Here is a 17,747-nt window from a genome sequence, read left to right on the forward strand (position 1 = left end):
CGTAATTTTACTAAAAATTGTATAATATAACTGAAACAGCTTACTTGATTTGTTAATTCAAATAAATACGAGTAACATTCAATAAAAAATTTTCCACTTGAAAGGACAACTATGAAAAAAATTCTTGTTGTTGATGATGAAAAACCAATCTCAGATATCGTAAAATTTAATTTAACCAAAGAAGGTTTTGAAGTCTTTACAGCTTTTGATGGTGAAGAAGCTCTTGAAGCATTTAAAGAAGTACAACCTGACCTTATTCTGCTTGATTTGATGTTACCTAAACTTGATGGTCTTGATGTTGCACGTGAAATCCGTAAAACTTCTGACACTCCAATTATTATGGTGTCAGCTAAAGATAGTGAATTTGACAAAGTAATTGGTCTTGAACTTGGTGCTGATGATTATGTCACAAAACCATTCTCAAACCGTGAACTATTAGCTCGTATTAAAGCAAACTTGCGTCGTATCAATGTCGCGCCTGCTGAATCTACTGACAATGTCAAGAAAGAATTGATTATCGGAAACCTCCGTATCAATCCAGCACACTATGCGGCTTATAAAAATGATAAACAACTCGACCTTACACACCGTGAGTTTGAATTGCTTTACTACCTTGCTCAACACCTTGGCGAAGTGATCACTCGTGAAAACCTTTTGGAAACCGTTTGGGGTTATGACTACTTTGGAGATGTTCGTACAGTTGACGTTACTGTTCGTCGTTTACGTGAAAAAGTTGAAGATACTCCAAGCCGTCCACAATACGTTTCAACACGCCGCGGGGTTGGCTACTACATGAGCAACCCACATGATTAAATTTTTTAATTCAATGATTTTTAAAGGAGTAGTTGCACACCTACTTCTTTTTGTCATCCTTTTTATGAGCAGTTTTGATTACAATTTTGCTCATTTAAGTACTTTTATTGGTTATTACTTATTTTCACTCGTCTTTGTTTTAGTCTTTCTCAATCAGCAACATCGCATGATTGTGAATGTTTCTAAACAGATGAATAACATAAAAAATGGCTATTTAAATCGCGATAAAATCCCAAAAGGGACGAGTGAAATCAATGAATTATATGATGAAATTTTAAAACTTGGTGAAGATATTGTTCGCACGCAGAACAATCTTGAAAATCAGCGTAATCAATTAGATAGTATTCTCGCATATATGGTTGATGGCGTCATTGCCACCGATCGTCGTGGAAATATTATTATGGCCAATAAATCAGCTTTGCACTATTTGAATACAGATAATGATCTCTTGATGCAAAAAAATATTGTTGAAGTTTTAAAAATTACTGACCAATATAATTTTTATGATTTATTAGAAAAAGAACCTGAAATAACTATTGAGACACATGATTCTGGGAATGAATCCATTTCGCTCCACATTAAATTTGCCCTCTTTCGTCGTGAATCTGGTTTCATCTCAGGAATTATTGCCGTCTTACATGATATGACTGAACAAGACAAGGCCGAACGAGAGCGCCGTCTCTTTGTTTCCAATGTTTCTCATGAACTCCGAACTCCGCTCACCTCAGTAAAAGCCTACTTGGAAGCACTAGAAGACGGAGCCATTGAGGATAAAGAAACAGCTTCATCCTTTATTAATGTTTCACTTACTGAAACTAATCGGATGATTCGAATGATTTCCGACCTTTTGACTTTATCAAGAATGGATCAAGACCGAATCGTTCTTAATAAAGAAATGATTAATTTAATTGCCTTCTTAGACTATCAAATTAACCGTTTAGACCAAATTTTAGAAACCGAATCAAACGATTTAATCTCTTCTAATTTCACTCTAGTCAGAAAATACTCTGAACAGCCCATCTGGGTCGAAATTGATACCGATAAAATTGCTCAAGTCATTGACAATATCATCGGAAATGCAATTAAGTATTCACCTAAAGGTGGAACTATTACAATTTCCGTTGAAAAACGTGAAAGTGACGTTCTAATCTCCATCAGTGACCAAGGAATGGGAATTCCAAAATCTGATTTACTTAAGATTTTTGACCGTTTCTACCGAGTTGATAATGCTTCAAGAAATTCAAAAGTTGGGGGGACAGGTTTAGGCCTTTCCATTGTCCATGATATTGTTAAAATACATGGCGGAACAATTTTTGCAAGCTCCGAAGGAGAAGGAAAAGGAACGACCTTTAGTTTCACTCTTCCATATTCTTTAGAAGCCGCAGATGACTGGGATGATGGTACTGATGAGTTTGAATTTGAGGATAATGAATAATTTCCCTAAAAAGAGTCCATACATATTTGTGGACTCATTTTTTGAATAAACCTAGACTTTTAACACAAAAAACTCTCTTAAGCTAATGAATTACCTGATAAATTTATTTTCAAATAAAATATAAAAGCTCATGGCAATCCCACTATTTTTCTGCTACAATAGACTGTATGACTGAACAAAATGGCTTTAAATATTCCATTTTAGCCTCTGGTTCAACAGGAAATTCTTTTTACTTAGAAACCCCAAAGAAAAAAATTCTTGTTGATGCCGGACTATCTGGAAAAAAAATAGAAAGTTTACTATCAGAAATTGACCGTGACATTCATGATATTGATGCTTTATTAATTACCCATGAACATAGTGACCATATCAAAGGGATTGGTGTTTTGGCAAGAAAATATGGTATTGACCTTTACGCAAATGAAGATACTTGGTCTGAACTAGATAGTAAAAATGCTTTAGGAAAAATCCCTGTTGAACAAAAACATCTGTTTGAAATGGGAAAAACAATGACTTTTGGTGATATTGATATTGAATCTTTCGGCGTGAGTCACGATGCCATCGCACCACAGTTTTATCGTTTCATGAAAGATAACAAGAGTTTTGTTATGCTAACTGATACAGGTTATGTATCCGATAGAATGCGTGGAACCATTGAAAATGCAGATGCTTATCTTATGGAATCAAACCATGACATTGAGATACTCCGCATGGGAGCTTATCCTTGGCGGACAAAGCAACGTATCCTAAGTGACCAGGGCCACTTATCTAATGAGGACGGCGCTGAGGCTGCTTTTAGTATTCATGGTAATAAGACAAAACGAATCTTTCTAGGGCACTTGAGTTTAAATAATAATATCAAAGAACTTGCTCATCTTACTATGGATGGTTACTTACAGCAACATGATGTCGATACCAAAAAGGACCTGAAGATCCTTGATACTAGTCACGAACATGCTAGTCAACTTTACGATATTTAGTTACTCAACAGCAAATAAAAAAAGAACCCTAAGGGTTCTTTTTTTATTACATCATACCACCCATTCCCATGCTAGGGTCCATTGGAGGCATAGCTGGAGCAGCTGGTTCTGGCTTATTAGCAACTACTGCTTCAGTAGTCAAAATTAAACCAGCAACAGAAGCCGCGTTTTGCAAAGCTGAACGAGTTACTTTTGCGGGGTCAACAATTCCTTCTTCAATCATATTAACCCATAGACCAGTTGCAGCATTGAATCCTGTACCTACTTCTTCTGAACGAAGTTTATCAATGATAACTGAACCTTCATATCCTGCATTGGCAGCAATTTGACGAACTGGTTCTTCAAGAGCACGGCGAACAATGTTAATACCTGTTTGAATATCTCCTTCTTCTGAAAGTTTATCCAAAGCAGCAATAGCATTAACAAGTGCTGTACCACCACCAGAAACAATACCTTCCTCAACGGCTGCACGTGTTGCATTAAGTGCATCTTCAATCAAGAGTTTCATTGCTTTGAGCTCTGTTTCAGTTGCAGCACCAACTTTAACAACTGCAACACCACCAGCTAATTTTGCAAGACGTTCTTGTAATTTTTCACGGTCAAAATCAGAAGTTGTTTTTTCAATTTGCGCTTTAATAATAGCTACACGATCAGAAATAGCATCAGCAGAACCAGCACCTTCAACAATTGTTGTGTGGTCTTTATCCACAGTTGCTTTAGCTGCTTGTCCTAAAGCTTCAAGAGTAGCATCTTTAAGATCAAGACCAAGTTCTTCAGTAATTACTGTACCACCTGTCAAGATAGCCAAATCTTCCAATTGAGCTTTACGACGATCACCAAATCCTGGTGCTTTTACAGCTACAACATTAAAGACACCTTTAATCTTATTAAGAACAAGCGTTGGCAATGCTTCTCCATCAACATCATCAGCTACAATAAGAAGTGGACGATTTGTTTTCAAGATTTGTTCAAGGAGCGGTAAAATTTCTTGAATGTTTGAGATTTTTTTGTCGGTAATAAGAATATAAGGATTATCTAATTCAGCAACCATTTTTTCTGTATTAGAAACCATATATTGACTCAAATATCCACGGTCAAATTGCATTCCTTCAACAACATCGAGTTCAGTTTGCATCCCTTTTGATTCTTCAATGGTGATAACTCCGTCAGAACCTACACGTTCCATTGCATCAGAAATATACTCACCCACTTTTTCACTACGTGATGAAACGGTAGCTACTTGCGCAATTGCTGATTTATCGTGGACAGGAATTGCCATCTCTTTAATTGACGCAACAGCTGTTTCAGCAGCAAGTTCAATTCCTCGGCGAATACCAACTGGATTTGCACCTGCGGTAACATTTTTTAAACCTTCACGAACGATAGCTTGTGTCAAAACTGTCGCTGTTGTTGTACCGTCACCTGCGATATCATTTGTTTTTGAAGCAACTTCTGAAACAAGTTTAGCTCCCATATTTTCAAAATGATCTTCAAGTTCAATCTCTTTGGCAATCGTTACACCATCGTTTGTAATTAAAGGTGATCCATATGATTTTTCAAGAACAACATTGCGACCTTTTGGTCCAAGGGTTGTTTTTACTGTATCAGCAAGAATATCAATCCCACGCATCATCGCTGTTCTAGCATCACTTGAAAATTTAATATCTTTTGACATTTTAGCTCCTTTTTAAGAATATATTTTTAATTTTATAGATTTTAAGATAGACAAAAGACAACCAAAAAAAATGATTGCTTTTATAATTTTACTCTACAATTGCAAGAAGGTCTGAATCTTTGAGAATCAAGAATTCTTCACCATCCATTTTTACGGTCGTTCCAGCAAATTTTTCAAAAATTACTGTGTCCCCTACTTTTACGAGTGGAGAAATCAGTGTTCCATGATGATTTGTTTTCCCTTCACCGACGGCAACAACTTCAGCTGTTTGAGGTTTTTCTTGGGAAGCGCTTGTTAACACAATTCCACCCATTGATTTTTCCTCTTCTTCTTTTACACGTAAAACTACGCGATTCTCTAAAGGTTTCAACATTATATTTTCCTCCATTTTTTATTTTTTAGCACTCTTATTAAACGAGTGCTAACATATTCTTATTTTATCTCAATGGTCAGATTTAGTCAAGAGAAAACATTTAGATTTTATGAAATAAATTAGAAAGGGAGTTCTTCCGCATCAAGTAAGGTTTCTTCAGTCTTTATAGCGCTTTCTCGTAAAGCGATTGTTGCCCTACTTTCAAGTAAATCATAACTCAGTCCTAAGATTTCTGTGACATAATGTTTTTGATTTTGCTTATCCGTATAATTTCTAGTTCTAATTTCTCCTTCAATTGAAATAAGACTTCCTTTTTTTGCGTAAGAAACTAAAGTTTCTGCAGATTTTCCCCAAATAATAATTGAAATAAAATCTGCCTCTCGTTCTCCTTTTTCATTTTTGAAACGGCGATTGACTGCTAAGGTCACACGGACATATGATTTATCATTTGTTGTTTTTGAAATTTCTGGCGCACTGGTTAAGCGTCCAATTAACATGGTTTTATTCATAATAAAATCCTCCTAACTTTTTATACGTAAAGTTAGGACATTTGTCACAAAAAAAATAAAAAATCTATCAATTGATAGATTTTTATGGTTTATTTTGCATTTAAAGCTGCAACAGTCATGTAATTATATGGACTATTGAAGTGTGGTAAGAAGAATAAATCAAGTAAGGCTAATTCATCAATCGTTTTCTTTTCTTGAATAGCTAAACTAAACATATTAATATTTCCTGCAATTATTTCACTCTTGCTAGCAAGTTGAGCACCAATAATTCTGCGACTTTTTGTTTCATAAACGATACGAATTTTCACACTATCATTATTTTCATGAAGGAACCATGCTTTTTGCTTATCTTCAAAATCACTAAATGAAACTTCTAGGCCGATTTTTTTAGCAGCTTTAACCGACAAGCCCGTAGAAGTCATATTGTAACCAAAAATAGAGATTCCATTAGAACCTTGTACACCAACAGACTCTATTGATTTTCCTCCAATATTATGACCAGCAACAATCCCTGAGCGAACAGCGTTTGAGGCAAGGGCAATGTAGGTGAAGTCTTGTAAAGCGTTAGAATAGATTGTGGCAACATCTCCTACAGCATAAACATCTGGGTCACTACTTTGTTGATGTTTATCCACTTTGATTGCTCCATTTTTAAAGGTTTCTAAATGTTCACCAGCCAATGCACTATTGGCTGTAAATCCAATACAATTAATAACGAGGTCAACATCATAAGTTGATTTATTAGTTACAATCTGTGATACATGACCTTTTTCATTTGCCTTAAACTCTTGAGCCAATTCCCCAAAATGGAGTTCAATTCCATGTTGGGCAAGATTTTCATCCATTCCTTTAGCAAACTCTTCATCATAATATGAAGCAAGTGAAGTACTTTCTGCATCAAAAAGTAGAACTTCTTTTCCACGACGTTTGGCAGCTTCAGCAATTTCTGTCCCAATATAACCAGCACCAATCACAGCAATCCGTTTCACATCATTCTTAGCAAACTCTTCGTCAATGGCTTGCCCTTCTTGAAAAAGTTTTAAAAAATGAATGCCTTTAAGATCTTTTCCTGGCAAGTTAGGAATAATTGGACGTGAACCTGTTGCCAGAACGAGTTTATCATAACTTTCTGTAATCTTTTCTCCAGTTTTTGACTTGGCATAAATCATTTTATTAGTAAAGTCAATTTCTGAAACTTCTGTTTCTGTTAATATCTTTACTCCCTTTTTTTCAAAATCTTCTGCTTTGGCATAAAACAGCTCATCTGGTTTTTCAATTTGTCTTCCGACCCAAATAGCTGTCCCACACCCCAAGTAACTCATATTACTGTTACGGTCAATCATAACAATCTCATGGCCTGGATATTGATCAATTAATGTATTTGCTGTAGCAATGCCTGCGTGGTTCGTACCGATAACTACGATTTTCATGCTAATAATTCTCCTTTAAATGTAAAATTCTTTTTACATTATTCAGTTTAGCATAAGTCCTTCTATTTTCTTTTGTAAGCGCTTGTGAACTTTGTGAAAAATTTATTTTATTTTTTTTAGATAAAAACTGCCAAAATAAACTATTTTGACAGTTTTATTATTATGCTTGCCACATTGTTTCTGAATCAAAAGCTTTACCAGCGGATAAATCTGATGATAATTCAATGATTTCACGAACCTCAGGAGCATTTGGTAATTCAAGTTCACGAGCTGAACAAAGCATTCCGTAAGATTGAACACCACGAAGGGCTCCTGGGAAAATCAATGAGCCGTTAGGCATCATAGCACCAGGTAAAGCAGCAACTGTTTTTAAGCCAAGAGCTGCGTTTGGAGCACCACAAACAATTTGTACTGGATCGGCAAAACCAACATTAACTTTACAGATATGTAAATGGTCTGAATCTGGATGATCTTCCATTTCAACAATTTCAGCGACAACAAATTTGGGTTGTGCATCGTGAACAAGAACATCGCTAAATCCTGATTTACCAAGCTCTTTGTTCAACGTTTCAATATCATCAGATGATAAGACGACTTGACCATTTCCTGACAAATTAGCCAATAGAGATTTCGCTTCAAAAATATTCCAAGCAACCGTCGCTCCAGTTTCTTCAATAAAAACACGAGCTACTTTTCCCTTACGTTCGAAGTTTACTTTTTCTCCCTTATCATTTGCAGTGATAAGCATTAAAACGTCACCGACATTTGTGTTGTATGTTGCAATCATTTTCTTATTTTTCCCTTTTAATTTCTTAACTTTGATTATTATAGAATATAATCCTTAATATATCAACGCTTGTCCTGCGATGATACTATTTCGCACTCGCTAAGAAAGTATTGACTTCTTCTTTTGTTTTACGTAATTTATTTACTAGACGAGCTTTTTCTTTGCCATCCTCAATCACGACAAAACTTGGAATTCCCATAATTCCCCATTCAATCGCAAGATCCATATATTCATCACGGTCTACTTCAACAAATTTAAAGTCTGGATTTTCTACTTCAATTTCTGGCATTTTTGGCTTAATAAAATTACAATCTCCGCACCAACCAGCCGTGAAAAAGAAGACTGTCTTTTCCGGTCCTTTTACAAGTTCGGCTAAATTTTCAATATTTTCTGGAATAATCATTCTACATTCTCCTTTTATTTCTAAATGAATACTAAGCTTTCTTACAGAATTTCTTCATTTTTTTCAAAGACTTCTAAAGTTTTAGCATTGATTTCAAAAGTGATTGCCTTATTTTCACTGACAAGTCCTCCCTCAAAAAGAGCACCCGTAGTTGGCTCCTCAAAAATCCAAAAAGCGTCTATTTTTCTTGTTGAAAAATGTTGCCGAGCTCTGTCAGTAAGTTCATGAATCACTTCTTCTTCCATAGTTTTATAGCCATGATAAGCAACGTGAGCAACTGTTGCACCCGCAATAATTCCCAAACCAAACTTTAGTATTTTTTTCATATGGAAATTTTAACATATTTCTTGGTATAATTATAGTGTAAATCATCAAAATTTTTGCTGACAAATCTGTCAGTAAATTTTTCAGTATTCCGGAGGAGAAAAATGGAACTATTCGACAAAGTAAAAGCACTGACAGAAATTCAAGCGACTTCTGGTTTTGAGGGACCTGTTCGTGACTATTTAAAAACACGCATGATTGCTCTTGGTTATCAACCAGAATTTGATGGTCTTGGTGGTATATTTGTCACTAAAACTTCAAAAGTAGCAAATGCCCCACGTATTATGATTGCAGCCCACATGGATGAAGTTGGCTTTATGGTCAGCTCAATCAAGGCTGACGGAACATTCCGGGTCGTTCCACTTGGGGGTTGGAATCCTTTAGTTGTCTCTGGACAACGTTTTACATTATTCACACGTACAGGTAAAAAAATTCCTGTCGTAACTGGTGGGCTTCCTCCACATCTTCTTCGTGGAACTGGTGTTACTCCTCAAATTCCTGCCATTTCTGATATTGTCTTTGATGGAGCTTTTGAAAATGCTGCAGAAGCTGCAGAATTTGGAATCGCTCAAGGTGATGTAATCATTCCAGAAACTGAAACAATTCTCTCTGCTAATGGTAAAAATATTATTTCTAAAGCTTGGGACAATCGTTATGGTTGTTTAATGATTCTTGAACTTCTTGAATTTTTAGCTGACAAAGAATTACCTGCTACATTGATTATCGGAGCCAATGTTCAAGAAGAAGTTGGCCTTCGTGGAGCCAAAGTTTCTACAACTATGTTCAAGCCTGATTTGTTCTTTGCTGTTGATTGTTCACCTGCTAGCGATACGTTTGGTGATGACAACGGTCGTCTTGGAGAAGGAACAACGCTTCGTTTCTTTGACCCAGGTCATATTATGCTCCCTGGAATGAAAAATTTCTTGCTTGAAACTGCTGATAAGGCTAAAGTTAAAACCCAAGTTTATATGGCTAAAGGTGGAACTGATGCAGGTGCTGCCCACTTAGCTAATAATGGAGTCCCTTCAACAACGATTGGTGTTGTTGCTCGTTATATTCACAGTCATCAAACAATTTTCAATATTGATGATTTCAATCAAGCACAAACTTTCTTGAGAAATATCGTAACATCACTTAGTACTGAAAAAGTAGCTGAAATTAAAAACTATTAAATTTAAAAAACAAAAGAAAAAATCACTAGGAAACCTATCCTAGTGATTTTTTGTATTTTATTGACCAAAGTTATAATTAGGCAATATCTTTTTCCAACCAGCAGCTATATCACTTGCCGAACCACCAATAGAAAAATCATATGTGGTTGTAGGGGCACCAGACTTTGTAGCCCAGAAGCTTGTCGTAGTGTCTCCACCGAGATTAACCTCTTGTGTCTTACCATTTGATAATTTAACATTAACTTTTCCTGGTTTTTCACCCGTAGAAACTAATACTTTACTCTTAGTCACATTTGGATCACTATTAGGGTCAGTAAATTTTTGACCAGGTCCGAAAATATTTGGATCGGCAGCATTAATTGCATTCACCAAATTAGCTGTAAATTTTGCGTTATTAATAAAACCTGAATTCTGAGACATTGCAGAATTGTCATCGTGACCAGCCCAACTACCAAGTGTCACTGAAGGTGTCGAAAGCATCATCCAAACGTCTGTATAATTATCAGTTGTTCCTGTTTTACCAGCCCATTGAACATTAGTTGCAAGAGAAGAATTAAGGCTTTGTAACTCACCATAAAACTTACTTGTTTTTTGAGATTTGATAGCATCTTGAAGCATATATTCCATAATGGTAGATGTTGCTTCAGAATATACTTGAGTCCCCCCAGTAGTTTGATGTTGATAAATTACATTTCCTGTATCATCTTTGATACTATCAACAATATACCATGGTTCATATTTTCCACCATTGGCTAAAGTTTGATAACCATTCGTATGTTGAACCACCGTTGGATCAATTCCTCCTCCAAGAGGAAGTGACTCTACAGAATAATCTGCAACATCATATCCCATCTTCGTCATGTAAGGTTCAACAGATTTTCCTTTATTCAAAATCGTTTGGTAGGTCCAATAAGCAGGAATATTATAAGAAACATTCAAGGCTTCTGAAAATGGCATCATCTCCGTTCCCTTATTGCCGACGTGTTCGATGTCTTGCCCACTCGAATATTTTGCGGGATAGTTAGATAGAACACTTGCAGAACCCATCAAGCCCATGTCAATTGCCGGTCCATAAGCTAGTATTGGTTTGATTGAAGAACCAGGTGAACGTTTAGTATCAAAGGCATGGTTTACTTGGCTTTGTGAGAAGTCTAATCCACCAATAAAGCCATAAACAGCCCCTGTTTTATTATCCATTAAGACATTACCAGTTTGAATAAGACCCGTACCGTCTTGCATCAAACCACTGTAATTAGTTACGGCATTTTGCATTGCATCATATACTTGTTGATTGATAGTTGTAGTTACTGTATAACCACCGTTTTGCAATGACTGTTCAGCTAATTCTCGATAACGTTGTTTAGTACTATCATTTCCTAAATCAGTTGCCGAAACTTTGTCTCGCTTAATCAAATAATTATAGATATCAGTAATTGCTTCATTATAAACAACATTATATAAATAACCATGTTCTTGTGATTGAGCTACTCCTGGTTGTAAAAATTCTGTTGAAATATCATAAGCTTTGTATTTCTTGTAATCAGCTTCTGAAATATAGCCCCCACGATAAAGATAAAACAAGACTTCTTTTTGACGTTCAAGACCATAACTCATGTTTTCTTTTGACTTTAGAGAACCATCAGCCGCATAAGGAGAATACACGATAGGGCTTTGTGGCAACCCAGCAATAAAAGCAGCCTCAGGTATTGTTAAATCCTTCGCAGATTTTCCAAATATACCAAGAGCAGCTTCTTGAATCCCTGCAATATTTTGTCCTTTATTGTTTCGCCCAAAAGGTGAGACATTTAAATAATCAGTCAAAATTTGGTCTTTACTCAAGTAGCTATTAAGTTTAAGAGCATAGACAATTTCACTAGCTTTACGTTGGAAGGTAACACTATCTCCTAAAACTTGTTGTTTAATTAACTGTTGGGTAAGGGTTGAACCACCAGAACTTGTGCCACCACCTACTGAACCAAGAATTCCACGAACAACTGCCTTAGGAACCACGCCCTTATTCGTTTTAAAGCTATCATCTTCTGTTGCAATTAAAGCATTTTTAACATTAGGAGAAATCTCGTCACTTTTGACAGTAACACGCACCAAATCACTAGAGATATCCGAAATTGCTTGACCATTACTATAATTAATGACAGAAACGCCATGAATATCATTAATTTTTGCAAGCATTTCCGTTTTATTTGGTGTCTTCGTTTGCTCAACCAATCGAGCAAAATAGCCTACACCTGTCGCCGCACCAAAGACACCCACTAAAGCAAAAATTATTCCAAAAATTACAATTAGTCCGCGGACCACCTTAAAAGTGATTGACCAACCCGATTTTTCATCATTATCTTTAGGATTTTTGGACAGAGACTTACTTTGTTTCCGCCGCTTATTTTCCATTTTTTCTTTTAAACGCGCACGTGCTTCTTCTTGCGAGTCAATTGAGGATTTTTTCATGCCTTTATTATATCAAATTTAAAATAATTTTTCGCCACTTTCAGAATTTTTTTTATTAATTTGTTATAATGTAAAACAGTGCTGTTAATTTTTTTACTTTTTATCCAAAGTGGACAGCTCAATCATTATAGAAAGGATTTTTTTATGAACATTTTTGACGAACTTAAAGCACGTGGTTTGGTTTTCCAAACAACGGACGAAGCTGCGCTTTCTAAAGCGCTGACGGAGGACATGGTTTCCTATTATGTAGGATATGACCCTACCGCTGATTCTCTTCATTTAGGTAATCTTGTACTAATTTTGACAATGAAACGTCTACAAATGGCTGGACATAAACCTTATGCGCTTGTTGGTGGTGCAACTGGTTTGATTGGTGATCCTTCTTTCAAAGATTCAGAACGTTCACTTCAAACAAAAGACACTGTAACAAAATGGTCTGGAAAAATCCGTAGTCAGCTTGAGCGTTTCCTGGATTTTGAAAATGGTGAAAATAAGGCAGAAATGACCAATAACTACAACTGGTTTGAAAATCTGACTTTTATTGATTTCCTCAGAGATGTGGGTAAACATTTCACCGTTAACTACATGATTTCTAAAGACTCTGTAAAATCACGGATGGAAAGTGGAATTTCTTATACAGAATTTGCTTACCAAATTATGCAAGGTTATGATTTCTACGAATTGAACCAATTGCACAATGTTACTTTACAACTTGGTGGTTCTGATCAATGGGGAAATATGACTGCTGGAACAGAGCTTTTACGTCGTAAAGCGAACAAGCAAGGTCATGTTATTACTATTCCATTAATTACAGATTCAACTGGTAAAAAATTCGGTAAATCAGAAGGAAATGCAATTTGGCTTGATGCTGATAAAACATCTCCTTATGAAATGTACCAATTTTGGCTTAATGTTGATGATGCAGATGCTGTAAAAATGTTGAAAATTTTCACCTTCCTTTCATTAGAAGAGATTGCTGAAATTGAAGAACAATTTGAAGCAGCTCGTCATGAGCGTTTGGCCCAAAAAGTTTTGGCTCGTGAAGTTGTCAGCTTAGTTCACGGAAAAGTAGCTTATGAACAAGCAGTTAAAACATCAGAAATCTTATTTGGCGGCGGAGATTTGCGTCAATTAGATGCTAAATCAATCTTAACTGGTCTTAAAGCAGCTCCACAACATCAAGTTACTGATGATGAAGATTTAACTTTAGTTGAACTTTTAATCTCTGCTGGAATAGCTCCTTCAAAAAGACAAGCTCGTGAAGATATTACAAATGGTGCGATTTATATCAATGGTGAACGTGTTCAAGCACTTGATTATGTTCTTACAGATTCAGATAAAATTGAAAATCGTTTAACTGTCATTCGTCGTGGGAAAAAGAAAAACTTCGTTTTGACTTATTAATAAAACAAAAATTCTGTTCTAAATGGGACAGATTTTTTTATTAAAAAATTTGAGCATTGCTCTTTCTTTTAGGCCACAATATGTTATAATAACTGTACTGAATATGTTTTTAGGTGATCAAAATGATAGATAAAAAATTTGAAGATAAGTTAAATAAATTGCGTGAGATGTACATCAATAAACGTCCTGAAGAATCTGAAAAACTTGATGATAGTAAGAAATTTGAAGCTTTCATGGCCCTTTCGGATGAAGAAAAAGAAGAAAAGCTCAACGCTAAACTTGAACTACTTACTGATAAGCTCGTTACCCTTGATGAAAAATTAGGGGATTTGTTGGCTAAAAATGCAAGTGCCGATGATATTTCTGAGCTTAAATATTATATTGATGCAGTTAAAAATAAAAAATTAATTCTTGAACAAAAACTTGAATTAATTAAAAATGGTGAGTTTGATGCTGCTCGTAAAGAACGTGTAAAACGTCAACTCACTGATTTGGAACTCAAACGTTGTAAAGCGCTTTTAGGTAAAAAAGACTGCTCAAAAATCAATGAAAAAATTGCTTTGAAGAAAAAAGCAATTAATCGTTTGAAATAAATTATGTAGATTAGGTACGGTAGAGCTAGCTTTGATAGCTCTACTTTGTACTTTTTAGCGCTCATTAGTCAATTACACAGAAAGGACTCTATGCTCCATATTATTTTTTATGTCATTGTTTTCCTTTTGGTATTAGTTTTTTCAAATGTCCTTAACAAAGTTTTCCCAAAACTTGCCCTCCCTCTTATTCAAGTGGTTTTAGGACTTATTTTGGGCTTTTTTGGTGCTGACGAGGTTTTACATGTCGCACCTGAATTTTTCTTAGGATTTATTATTGCTCCTCTTCTTTTTAGAGAAAGCGAAGAAGCTGATGTCAAACACATTTTAAAACATAGTAAAATTATTTTAGTTTTAATTTTCCCTCTTGTCTTCATTACAACCCTTGGATTGGGTTTGATTTCTAATTGGATTTACATGGGATTACCTTTAGCTGCTTGCTTTGCCTTAGGAGCAAGTCTCGCTCCTACTGATGCTGTAGCTGTTGGAGCTTTATCAAAGAATTTCTCTTTCCCTCGTCGGGTTATGAGTGTTTTGCAAGGTGAAGGTTTGCTCAATGATGCTTCCGGAATTATTTCTTTTCAGATTGCTTTAGTTGCTTTAGTTACTGGTTATTTCTCTTTCCCAGATGCAACAATGAAATTAGTTATTTCAGCACTTGGTGGAGCTGCTATTGGTTTTACTTTAATTTACATCAAAGGACTTGTCTTAAGACTTCTGGAAGATGTTGACGCACGGGATGTTTCTGGTTATCTTCTTTTAGAGCTGGTTGTTCCTCTTGCTGCCTTTCTCATTTCCGAAGAATTACATGTTTCTGGAATCATTGCTGCAGTTGTTGCTGGAGTCATGTCAGCAAACGGTCTTAAGAGAACTACTTTATTTGATGCTCAAGTTGAAAAACTCAAGAGTACAATTTGGGATACTTTAACATTTATTTTAAATTCCTTTGTCTTTCTTTTCTTAGGAATTGAACTTTATCAACTTGTAGTTCCACTTTTAGTTGATCCTGTTTATTCATCAGCACTTTTAATTGTTCTTGCTCTTGCCTTGACTGCTGGATTATTTGCACTCAGATTTATTGTCATTGCTTTTTATTATTGGCTTCGCTCCCTTAAACAAAAACAACCATTTTCTGCTTATTGGAATGATGTATTTCTCCTCACTTTTGCTGGTTCTAAAGGAACAGTAAGTATCGCAACGATTCTTTTGGTTCCACGAACTGTAGATGTTCAACCCGTTCTCGTCTTTCTAGCCGCTGCGGTAACTGGCTTAAGTTTCTTAGTTGGAATGTTCATTCTTCCTTTCTTTGCGGTTAAAAAAGTTTCTAAAGTTAATAATATCTCTAAAATTGCGATTTTATCCGAGGTAGTTGATGAATTACATCAGGATATGAAATCGGCTAAAAACCCTCAGGGTTATGATATCGCTATTGATGCTTATCAGGAACGAATTCAACAATTAATTATTGAACAAGAGTCAACAGATATGGCGATTGATTACAATGATTTGCAACTTTTGATTATCCGAATTGAATCTGAAGGTCTTGAAGTTGCCTTGCGTGAAAATAAAATTTCAATGTATACTTACCGAACTTATCAACGATATATTCGCTCATTAGAAACAAGTATTGTCCATTCACTGGTTTCCAGTATCCAATTTGTTTATGTTATTGCCTTGCGTGCTTTTCATTTACTTACCTCTCGTGTCTTACATGTTGACTTTTATTTCAAGAAAACAAAGGCGGCAATGGAAACAACACGAGATGAAATTACTGAACTTTATTTCAATAATACCGAACTTATCTTGCAAGCTCTTGATAATTTAAATGGTGTCTTTGATGAGCAACTATTGAATTTCTTGCAATCAGAACGTTTAAGAACATCTGAAATCGTCGCAACTGGTGGTCATATTTCACGGATGATGAATAAGGCTCAGCCTAACAACATTACCGAAATGATGCGGGCCTATTATTTGGAACGTAAAGTCATTTTTGAACATGAACTTTCTGGAGCAATTACTGCACGAGAAGCCAAAGATATGCGTCTTAATGTTAATATTCTTGAAGATTATTCACTTGCAAGTAATCATCATACATTACTTTTTGACTTCTTAGAACGTCGGAAAAATAAAAATTAAAATAAAAAGTTACTGACAGACCTGTCAGTAACTTTTTATTTTTCAATTCTAATAATCGTTTCTAACTCAATATTTCCTTGAATCGCTCTTGAAATCATGCAAGAACTTTCTGCCCGTTTGGCAAGTTTAATTGCTTTAACTTCATCTGACTCTTTTGTCAATTTCATAGCGACATGATAAGTTATTTTTTCATAAGTAAAGGTTCCTTTTGTCACATCAACTATTCCTTTAGCATCTACTTTCAGATGTTCCAGGAGAATATCATTTCGCTCAAGCATGGCAGCTAATGTAATCGAATAACAGGTACTGGCTGCTCCGAGTAGCATTTCATCAGGATTTGTTCCGACTCCTGGACCATCCATAGTTTTAGGAATTGAAATTTTTTCATTCAGTGCCCCAGCCTGTAAGTCACCGATGGAATTCCTTCCCCCTAACCAATCAATACGTGAATTAAAAAGATGTTTTACCATTTTTTATCCTTTCAATTTACTGACAGAAAACATATGACTCTCCTATTTTCTGTCAGTAAATTCAATAAAAAGTCTGTTCAATGACAGACTTTTCTTTAGAATGTTTGAGCTTCTAACTCTACTTTATTAATGAATTCAGCAAGAAGTTCTTCTGTTTTTTCTGGATCATAAGCATGTCCTTCAACGGCAATTTGTCTAAAATCGCTACCGATAAAATTGAAGATTGCTGACATGTAAATTGTTGCTGGATCTTGTGCTCCATAAACTCCACCATTAGCTTGTAAGTGCAAGACTTTTTTGCCATTTGCTAAACCAACAGGACCTTCGGCTGTATATTTGAATGTTTTACCGGCAACATTGACTGTATCAACCCAAGATTTAAGTTCAGCAGGAATCATCAAGTTATACATTGGATTAGCAATGACTACTTTATCAGCTGACAAAAATTGTTCTGTAAAACCAGCAAAACGAGCCAATTTATCTTTTTGTGAAGCTGTAAGTTCAGCATTTTCACCTGCGAACATTGCACTGACCAATTCAGTATTCAAAGTTGGAATATCAGCACTGAAAACATCTAGTTCTTCAATTTCATCTTCTGGATGAGCAGCTTTATAGGCTTTGACGAAAGCATCAAGACCTTTGAGTGAAAGTGAATAATCAGCAGTAAGTGGGTGACCTTTTACAACAAGAAGTTTAGACATATTTTGTTCCTTTATAGAAATTATTTTTGTGTTATAAAAATTATTATAGCAAACTTTTCTAAATTATCAATATATTTAGTAC

The 17,747-nt window shown here is 35.5% G+C and carries 17 protein-coding genes; 7 read left to right on the top strand and 10 right to left on the bottom strand.

The window, feature by feature from the left end; genetic code table 11:
* Positions 1 to 111: 111 nt before the first annotated feature.
* The 3 genes from yycF (at position 112) to IAE51_RS05775 (ending at position 3,228) form a co-directional block, all read left to right on the top strand.
* Positions 112 to 813 (top strand): response regulator YycF, encoded by a 702-nt coding sequence (gene yycF / locus IAE51_RS05765; RefSeq protein WP_003131580.1) that lies wholly within the window; start codon positions 112 to 114, stop codon positions 811 to 813.
* Positions 806 to 2,248, top strand: a complete 1,443-nt coding sequence (locus IAE51_RS05770; RefSeq protein WP_200094971.1) for a cell wall metabolism sensor histidine kinase WalK — start codon at positions 806 to 808, stop codon at positions 2,246 to 2,248. Before yycF ends, IAE51_RS05770 begins: the two co-directional genes overlap by 8 nt.
* Positions 2,249 to 2,415: 167 nt before the next feature.
* Positions 2,416 to 3,228: an MBL fold metallo-hydrolase gene (locus tag IAE51_RS05775; protein WP_003131583.1), complete on the top strand. Its 813-nt coding sequence runs from the start codon at positions 2,416 to 2,418 to the stop codon at positions 3,226 to 3,228.
* A 46-nt stretch (positions 3,229 to 3,274) separates the two neighbouring features.
* Here the strand turns inward: IAE51_RS05775 and groL are convergent, their stop codons facing one another.
* The 7 genes from groL to IAE51_RS05810 form a co-directional block, all read right to left on the bottom strand.
* Positions 3,275 to 4,903, bottom strand: a complete 1,629-nt coding sequence (gene groL / locus IAE51_RS05780) for a chaperonin GroEL (RefSeq protein WP_058212017.1) — start codon at positions 4,901 to 4,903, stop codon at positions 3,275 to 3,277.
* A gap of 88 nt (positions 4,904 to 4,991) precedes the next feature.
* Entirely contained in the window at positions 4,992 to 5,276 is a 285-nt protein-coding gene (gene groES / locus IAE51_RS05785; protein WP_003131589.1) for a co-chaperone GroES, read from the bottom strand.
* Positions 5,277 to 5,395: 119 nt separating this feature from the next.
* On the bottom strand, positions 5,396 to 5,785 hold the full coding sequence (locus IAE51_RS05790) for a single-stranded DNA-binding protein (RefSeq protein WP_010905314.1): 390 nt from the start codon (positions 5,783 to 5,785) through the stop codon (positions 5,396 to 5,398).
* 89 nt (positions 5,786 to 5,874) lie between these two features.
* Complete coding sequence (gene nox, locus IAE51_RS05795; protein WP_023188995.1) at positions 5,875 to 7,215, bottom strand: H2O-forming NADH oxidase; 1,341 nt, start codon at positions 7,213 to 7,215, stop codon at positions 5,875 to 5,877.
* A 160-nt stretch (positions 7,216 to 7,375) separates the two neighbouring features.
* Positions 7,376 to 8,002, bottom strand: coding sequence for a YtpR family tRNA-binding protein (ytpR, locus tag IAE51_RS05800; protein WP_200094972.1), 627 nt, complete (start codon positions 8,000 to 8,002; stop codon positions 7,376 to 7,378).
* 85 nt (positions 8,003 to 8,087) lie between these two features.
* On the bottom strand, positions 8,088 to 8,405 hold the full coding sequence (locus IAE51_RS05805; RefSeq protein WP_003131595.1) for a thioredoxin family protein: 318 nt from the start codon (positions 8,403 to 8,405) through the stop codon (positions 8,088 to 8,090).
* A 41-nt stretch (positions 8,406 to 8,446) separates the two neighbouring features.
* Positions 8,447 to 8,731: a hypothetical protein gene (locus IAE51_RS05810; protein WP_012897223.1), complete on the bottom strand. Its 285-nt coding sequence runs from the start codon at positions 8,729 to 8,731 to the stop codon at positions 8,447 to 8,449.
* 102 nt (positions 8,732 to 8,833) lie between these two features.
* Between IAE51_RS05810 and pepA the strand changes: the two genes are divergently transcribed.
* The gene (pepA, locus tag IAE51_RS05815; RefSeq protein WP_033900468.1) at positions 8,834 to 9,901 is read left to right on the top strand and encodes a glutamyl aminopeptidase; all 1,068 of its coding nucleotides are present in this window, start codon (positions 8,834 to 8,836) and stop codon (positions 9,899 to 9,901) included.
* A 57-nt stretch (positions 9,902 to 9,958) separates the two neighbouring features.
* On the opposite strand, the gene IAE51_RS05820 is transcribed toward pepA, so the two are convergent.
* Entirely contained in the window at positions 9,959 to 12,364 is a 2,406-nt protein-coding gene (locus IAE51_RS05820; RefSeq protein ID WP_033900466.1) for a transglycosylase domain-containing protein, read from the bottom strand.
* A gap of 144 nt (positions 12,365 to 12,508) precedes the next feature.
* Between IAE51_RS05820 and tyrS the strand changes: the two genes are divergently transcribed.
* The 3 genes from tyrS to IAE51_RS05835 all read left to right on the top strand — a co-directional run bounded on the left by tyrS (position 12,509) and on the right by IAE51_RS05835 (position 16,494).
* Positions 12,509 to 13,768 (top strand): tyrosine--tRNA ligase, encoded by a 1,260-nt coding sequence (gene tyrS, locus IAE51_RS05825; protein ID WP_124137131.1) that lies wholly within the window; start codon positions 12,509 to 12,511, stop codon positions 13,766 to 13,768.
* Between the two features lie 122 nt (positions 13,769 to 13,890).
* Positions 13,891 to 14,361 carry a hypothetical protein gene (locus IAE51_RS05830; RefSeq protein WP_010905310.1) on the top strand — a complete coding sequence of 157 codons (471 nt, stop codon included), beginning with the start codon at positions 13,891 to 13,893 and terminating at the stop codon, positions 14,359 to 14,361.
* A gap of 90 nt (positions 14,362 to 14,451) precedes the next feature.
* Positions 14,452 to 16,494, top strand: coding sequence for a sodium:proton antiporter (locus IAE51_RS05835; protein ID WP_003131601.1), 2,043 nt, complete (start codon positions 14,452 to 14,454; stop codon positions 16,492 to 16,494).
* Between the two features lie 35 nt (positions 16,495 to 16,529).
* On the opposite strand, the gene IAE51_RS05840 is transcribed toward IAE51_RS05835, so the two are convergent.
* Both IAE51_RS05840 and IAE51_RS05845 read right to left on the bottom strand, forming a co-directional pair.
* A complete protein-coding gene (locus tag IAE51_RS05840) occupies positions 16,530 to 16,964 on the bottom strand; it encodes an OsmC family protein (protein ID WP_109990649.1) in 435 nt (144 codons plus the stop codon).
* A gap of 95 nt (positions 16,965 to 17,059) precedes the next feature.
* Positions 17,060 to 17,665 carry an FMN-dependent NADH-azoreductase gene (locus IAE51_RS05845; RefSeq protein ID WP_015425833.1) on the bottom strand — a complete coding sequence of 202 codons (606 nt, stop codon included), beginning with the start codon at positions 17,663 to 17,665 and terminating at the stop codon, positions 17,060 to 17,062.
* Positions 17,666 to 17,747: the final 82 nt, after the last annotated feature.

It is taken from the genome of Lactococcus sp. S64, assembly GCF_016516525.1.
GTDB lineage: Bacteria > Bacillota > Bacilli > Lactobacillales > Streptococcaceae > Lactococcus > Lactococcus lactis.